This is a genomic window from Kovacikia sp. CALU 1929, from assembly GCF_056784235.1.
In genome coordinates this window covers 21286-28306 of sequence record NZ_JBXBCF010000015.1, presented here as the reverse complement: position 1 = coordinate 28306, position 7021 = coordinate 21286, and the positions used below count along the sequence as shown (strand labels likewise).

At 47.9% G+C, this 7021-nt stretch carries 5 protein-coding genes and 1 pseudogene; all 6 read right to left on the bottom strand.

The window, feature by feature from the left end:
* A pseudogene (locus AC1S52_RS00950) lies at nucleotides 1-275 on the bottom strand (hypothetical protein); the annotation flags it as partial.
* A gap of 206 nt (nucleotides 276-481) precedes the next feature.
* On the bottom strand, nucleotides 482-1216 hold the full coding sequence (locus AC1S52_RS00945) for an ABC transporter substrate-binding protein (protein ID WP_482027166.1): 735 nt from the start codon (nucleotides 1214-1216) through the stop codon (nucleotides 482-484).
* Nucleotides 1217-1230: 14 nt separating this feature from the next.
* Entirely contained in the window at nucleotides 1231-3363 is a 2133-nt protein-coding gene (locus AC1S52_RS00940; RefSeq protein WP_482027165.1) for a TonB-dependent siderophore receptor, read from the bottom strand.
* Complete coding sequence (locus AC1S52_RS00935; RefSeq protein WP_482027164.1) at nucleotides 3335-4051, bottom strand: AMIN domain-containing protein; 717 nt, start codon at nucleotides 4049-4051, stop codon at nucleotides 3335-3337. Before AC1S52_RS00935 ends, AC1S52_RS00940 begins: the two co-directional genes overlap by 29 nt.
* A 126-nt stretch (nucleotides 4052-4177) precedes the next feature.
* The gene (locus AC1S52_RS00930) at nucleotides 4178-5173 is read right to left on the bottom strand and encodes a helix-turn-helix transcriptional regulator (protein ID WP_482027163.1); all 996 of its coding nucleotides are present in this window, start codon (nucleotides 5171-5173) and stop codon (nucleotides 4178-4180) included.
* Between the two features lie 76 nt (nucleotides 5174-5249).
* Nucleotides 5250-7010: an ABC transporter ATP-binding protein gene (locus AC1S52_RS00925; protein ID WP_482027162.1), complete on the bottom strand. Its 1761-nt coding sequence runs from the start codon at nucleotides 7008-7010 to the stop codon at nucleotides 5250-5252.
* Nucleotides 7011-7021: the final 11 nt, after the last annotated feature.

Below are 7021 nucleotides of genomic sequence, written 5' to 3'. Positions count from 1 at the left end.
TCCGTCGGATTGCCCTGCTCTAAATTGATGCCATTGAGCAACTTAACTTGATGATATTCCTGCTCCCAGAACAACTTGCTGGTCAAACTAATCACTGTTGAGTCAATCGGAATCAACATCTGCGCGGTTGCGGGGTGCTGTCGCTTCAAGCGGTCGAGCAATTCTATATAAATCCGGCCAAAGTTCTCCCCTTGCCGAGTCTTACAGGCTGTAGAAAATGTTGAAATATCAACACCAATTCCAGCATGATTGATCCGATAAAATAGATCTCGCATGCTCGTCAAGCTGGCGTCGAGCACCAACGTCAGCCAGACTTTAAAGAACAATCGGGTGTTCTAAACTGGGTAGTCAGTCGGCGACAGTCGCTTGACTACCGATTTGACAATCTTGGGAAACGACGATAGCATCAGACAGAATTTTTTATTTGATAGGGGTCAGAATACTATTTTCTGACCCCTTTTTTCTTGTCTTAAGCTTTCTTTCAACACTTCTGTAAACCGATATCATTTAAGATTGTGCCTGAAAAGGAGTTTTTTTGAGCAAGATTTAACTCATTCCCCACAAAAACAAACGATGCATAAAATGGTGAATTATGGCTCTTTTTGAGACTATTCTCTGAAATCTCAAATGCTTGCTTGATTACTTCAACTCTACGGTAATAATCTATTAAAAGTTGATTAGCAATCTCTGCTTTATCAAAAATCTTGGCTGTTTCTTTTAAATGTTGTTTCCAATCGCGTGAAATTTCTGTCCACGGAACCAATACTGTAGGAGCAATGTGGTTCAGTTGCTTATAAATACTTTGTAAGGACAAATTTGAGGGACTGATGATTAAGTCCGGCTTAAGTTGCAAAATTTTTTCTAGATTGGGCTGGCTCGCGGAAGTATTGTAGAGTGTGATTCCTTGCAGCTTATCGGCTAAATAAGATGGAATTTCTACGTTACCTGCTTTGGGCGACCATATTTCTGCGGCGATCGGTTTGATGCCTAAAGCAACCATGTCCCCCAAACTCAAAATATCTAACGCGACAATTCGTTGTGGGTTGAGCAGGATACAGGTTTGCCCCATTGTGTGTTGCACAATGCGACAATGTTCTGCTGACAATGCTGGGGATATAGCAGTTTGCTTACTGGTGCGGCTACAGGCAACAACCAGCAGAAATGCTATCGTCCCCAAACAGAACAGAGTCATCAGTGGGTGCAGAAACCGCTTCATGAGAGACTTGATGTTTAGAATGTCCAGGAAATAGTTCCCTGTATGGTGAATGGTGTGCCAGGAGAAACTCGCAATCGACCAAAGGCATTTTCAAAATAATCCACATTGAAGAGGTTTTTGAAATTAAGGGCAGCCCGAAATCTATCCCGTTTATAAAAGATGGCGGCATCCGTTGTGAAGTAGTTGGGGACTTCAAAGGTATTCCCGGCATCCCCAGCGCGATCGCCCACATAAAACAGTCCCACACCAAACCCCAAGCCCTGCAAGTCCCCTTGTTGGATTTCGTAGGTTGTCCACAAGCTAGCCGCATGAGGGGTGGTTCGCTGCACACGATTACCCACTGGAATCGAATTATCTTCAGTAACTCGAGCATCATTATAGGCATAACTGGCAAAGATATTCCATCCTGGTAAAATCTGACCTGCCAGACTCAATTCAACGCCTCGGCTGCGTTGCTCTCCTGTTTGAATCGAAAAGCCGATGTTATCCGGGTCTTCGGTGAGGACATTGGATTGGTTAATCTGATACAACGCCAAGGTCGTCGAAAGCCTAGTATTCAAATCGGCTTTCACTCCAACTTCAAATTGGGTTCCTCGAGTTGGCTTAAAGTCACTGCCATCAATGGATTGACCGATCGCGGGCTGAAATGAGCGACTGTAGTTCGTATAGAGGGAAATGAGTGGAATCGGCTTGTAAACAATCCCGACACGGGGGCTAAACGCATTCCCTGATTGGCTCGTTTTTGTATCAGCCAGCAAATCTCTATCTGTTTGCTTGAAGATATCAAAGCGACCACCAACGAGCAGTATTAAGTTATCGGCGATCGTGATTTGATCCTGGATGATTAAACCCAGTTCATCCGTTACCGTATTGGTATCGTATTCAAATGTAATTGCTCCTGGTTGTTGTCCATAAACTGGATTGAATAAGTCAAGCGGGGCAATCTCTCGATCAGTACCGTTAGAGTCTACTGTTTGTCTGCCCAAGTCAAACCCAAAAAGTAACTGATGTTGCACGGAGCCAGTAGCAAACTTACCGACAAGGTTGGTTAAGAGCCGATAATCCCGTTGATCGTAGTCTGCGATAAAATAGACTCGCTCCAATGTTCGATTATCAGATAAAAGCCCAGTGGGAAAAGTCGCGCCACTAGGGTCATCATAGGAAGAAAAATAGCGACTGTATTGAAACGAATTTTTCAGTGACCAGGACTCACTAAATTTGTGCTCTAAGGTGTATCCTACTCTAGAACCCAGAGCTTCAAGGGTGCCTTCATTCACATTGCGATCGCGAGGTATTCTACCATTCGGGTTAGATTGAATGGTGCCAATCAGCGGCAAACCAAAGCTGATTCTTTCAAACTCCAGGTCTTTGTAAATTCCTTCAAATGTCAGTTTTGTATTCTCTCCCAATGCCACACTCACTGCCGGAGCAATGACCAGATTCCTGGTTTTACTAAAATCAGTAAAAAATCTCTGATCACGGTAAGAGGCATTCAGCCGATATAGCACCCTCTGAGACGCATCGATCGGTCCAGATAGATCCACTTCACCCCGGTAAAAGTTAAAGTTCCCAAAAGTCGCTTCTGCAAAGTAGAAGGGATCGCGCAAAGGTTGCTTGGTCACAAAGTTGACCGTTCCGCCGGGAGAGGTTGACCCAAACAAAATTGAGTTTGGTCCCTGGAGAACTTCAATTCGATCAATCCCGGTTAGGTCAGGTCCCAAATTAGAAGACAGAGAATCTTTGAAACCATTGAGTGTTGGGGAACTAAAAAAGCCCCGTACTTGTATCCGCACTGAATCAAAATTCGTTGGCGACGAAGTACGAACACTAGGAGCATTCAATAATGCATCCGAAATATCAGCCCGTTGATCGCGTAACAGTTCTTGCGGAATAATTTGAATGGATTGGGGAATGTCTCGCAATGGCGTATCCGTCCGTGTTACGGTCGATGAGTTCGGTACTCGGTAGCCTGGTTGACCTTCTCCTGTCACCACAATTTCCTCATCCGGTTCATCGCCTTCCGGGGTGAGGGGGTAGGCGAGTTCTCCCGAGTACAGCGTCACGTCGGGGGTGGGTGGGGGAGTGTTCACAGACACGCGCACCCGAATGGGGTTGTCATCATGCTGCTCCACCTGCACGGTGGCCATAGCGGGCGTGGGGCCGGGCAGCCCAGGGCCGCTCCCGCCGTGTTCCGGTCGATGAGTTCGGTCCGCGCGAGCCGGGTTGACCATCTCCTGTCCCCACAATGTCCTCCTCCGGTTCAACGCCTTCCGGGATGAGGCGGGAGGCGAGTTCTCCCGATTTCAGCGTCACCTCGGTCGTGGGTGGGGCAGTGTTCCCCGTCACGCTCACCCGAATGGTGTTGACATCCTGCTGCACCACCTGCACGGTGGCAATATCGGCAGTGGGGTTTTCGGTATTGAAGCTTTGGGCATCGGGCAATGACAGGACTGCGTTGGAAATGTCGGCAATCAGGCTGTTGCCTTCAGCGCGGAACTGGGTGGCATCGACTTGTAGGGGTTTGCCCTCGGCGGTTTCCAGCACAATATCGAGTCCGGTTTCGGTGCGTTCCAGTTTCACATTGGTGACTTGCACTGTTGCTGCTTCGATTTGGGCAAGCCAGCCTTTGACCGTGGTGGCGGATTGGGGGCGATCGCGGAGGCGATGAATGGCAACAGATTCTGTAACAGACATAACAGATGTCCTGCCTCTATCTGATTCGTCCGCTTTCCCATCCGTTGCTACCTGCGCTGCTCCTGGTAAAACCACACCGCTCATTGCAGCACTCATCGCCACTAACAATACCAATCGCACCGATACCGCTTCCAGCTTCATTTCAACTCCTTACACCAGAAAAAACCTCTATTGCAAACTATTCCTAATTGCAATAAAGGCAGTGTAAAGGAGTCATATTGTTGGATCTATGCCCCAAACGGCTTTTTCTGATCCCAAAACGGACATTTATATTTTTCCACCCATACAGACACTGGGATTCACGCCAAACTGCCGCTTAAATGCCGTGGCAAAGTGTCCCAAGTGCCCATAGCCTACTGTGCGAGCAACTTCTGCAACCGTCCATTGACCTTGTTGCAATAAGTGCTGTGCTCGATGCATACGGATCTGCGTAAGGTATGCCAATGGCGTGGTTCCAAACAATTCTTGAAACCCGCGTCGCAAAGTGCGATCGCTCACTCCTACCTGTTGTGCCACTTCTGACAGTAAGGGGGGATGTTCTAGTTGCTGCGTTAAAATCTCCTTAGCATAATTTAACCGATCCACTGTATCCGGTCTTAAGCGAGTATTGCATGGAGTTTTAGTGACTTGGTCTACCATGATTAAGTCAATTTGCATTGCCAACAGTTCCCAGACCTTGGCTTGCAGATACAGCCGTCGTGCCATGCCATGATAGGGGGCATTCCAGATCTGTTGTGCCAGCGATCGCATCCTGGAAGTCAGCGTTGGATAAAACGATGCTTTCCACTCCTCCCCTTTACACAGTAAGGCTTTCAAATCCATTCCTGCTTTTTCATCCTGCTCAAACCATGGCTCCAGCAAATTCGGGTCTAGTTCCACATTCAGGAGCATCAAACGCTGCCCAGCATAGTGACGCTCTCGATACCCAGGCGATATACCACTCCCAGAAAAGTAGGCACGATTCCCTCCCAACGTAGGATGTGCCCCCTCCGCATCTACAATTCCCGCCAGCCATATCCCAATTTGAATGGGATGATCATGAAAAAGCTCCGTCACGCTCCAGTCCTGGTGATACTCACAGTCCAATAAACTCAGCCACATTCCGGGCATCAATTCAAATCCGCGAATCAGTCCAGTTCCAAGGCAAGCGGGGAGTAGGTTCACCGATTCAAAGTCAGCAAGATTCTTTAAAGCCGGATAAGTTTTGGCAGTCGAGTCCCACAGTTCATCCAGGTCTGATCGAGTGAAAGTGAGGGGCATCATGAGTAATCCGCAGGTTTAATTGAGATGAGTTTGCAATAATCCTACCGTGTTTTTTATTTTTTGCAAGATGTTCGCCTCAATTGCGGAATCCTGACTGCACTCGCCAGAGTTGGGCGTAAATACCATTTTTTGCCAGTAACTCTTCATGAGTGCCTGATTCGACAAATTGCCCGCGCTCCATCACATAAATACAATCAGCATGGCGAATGGTGGAAAGGCGATGAGCGATCGCGATCGTCGTGCGATTTTGCGTAATCATCTGGAGCGATTTTTGAATCGCCGCTTCGGTTTCATTGTCTACCGCCGATGTGGCTTCATCTAAAATCAGAATGGGCGGATCTTTGAGAATGGCGCGGGCGATCGCCAGTCGTTGCCGTTGCCCACCAGAGAGCTTCTGCCCCCGTTCTCCCACGATCGTGTCATAGCCTTGAGGCAGTTGGGTTATAAACTCATGGGCTTCTGCTAACTTAGCCGCGTGAATAATTTGTTCACGACTTGCATCAAAACTGCCATAGGCAATGTTTTCGGCAACGGTTCCGTGGAACAAAAACACATCCTGGCTGACCCAACCCATACAATGGCGAAGATCATACAGTTTCAAATCTCGAATCTCAATGTTGTCCACAAGAATGGAGCCACTCTGGACTTCGTAAAAGCGAAGTAAAAGTTTTACTAATGTACTTTTGCCTGATCCGGTTGCACCCACAATGCCAATGGTAGTTCCAGCCGGAATTTGGAGTGACAAATTTTGCAAGATAGGGAGACGATCTCGATACCCAAAAGTCACGTTTTCAAACCGCACCTCTCCACGGACGATTTTGCGTGGTAAAGGGAGATCGCCCGTGGGAATGGCAATAGGCGTATCGAGCAAGCCCATCACCCGCTTGATGGAAGCCATTGCCCGCTGGTATTCGTCCATGATCTCGCTGAGAAAAGCGAAGGGCCACAGCAACATCTGGACGATGAACACCATGAAGCCATAGGTGCCTGCTGTGAGTTGATTGTTGAGAACCGCCATTCCACCAAAAAACAGGGTGGCAATAAAGCCAGCCACTACCGTAAACCGAATCAATGGAAGAAAAGCGGCAGAGAGGGCGATCGCTTTGGCATTACTACGCCGATAGGTTTCACTTTCTGTCCACACGCGATCGCGCTCGTATGCCTCAGCCGTGAAACTTTTGATGGTGGCAATTCCGGTTAAATTATTGGTCAATCGGGTGCTGATTAAGCCACTTTTCTCCCGCACATCTTCGTAGCGGGGGGCGAGTCGCTTTTGAAACGCAATGGCTCCCCAAAAGATCAAGGGAATCGGCAACATGGCAAAGGGTGCAACGTTGGGCGAGATCGCAATAAACGTGCCCCCCACGGCGATAACAGTCGTCAGAAATTGCAGAATCTGCGCGGCTCCAGAGTTGAGAAACCGCTCCAATTGATTGATATCATCATTCAAAATCGACAATAGTAAGCCAGTGCTGCGCTCTTCAAAAAAGCTCAACTCCAACTCTTGCAGATGGCTGTATGCCTCTAATCGCAGTTCATGCTGGAGGGTTTGTGCCAAGTTGCGCCATTGGCGATCGTACAAAAACTCAAACAATGATTCTAATCCCCACACAACAAGGGTTAGGAATGACAACACCCCAAGCTGATAAACGGGATTCAGCACGCCCAGCCGGGCAATAAACGAGTACTCCCTCTCCACCACGATGTCTACTGCAATCCCAATCAGATAAGCTGGAGCCAAGTCGCAAAGCTTATTTAAAATAGTACAAATAGATGCAAACCAGACTTGCGGACGATAACCTTTGGCATATTGGAATAAGCGTAAAAGCGGATGCACAATCAATTCCC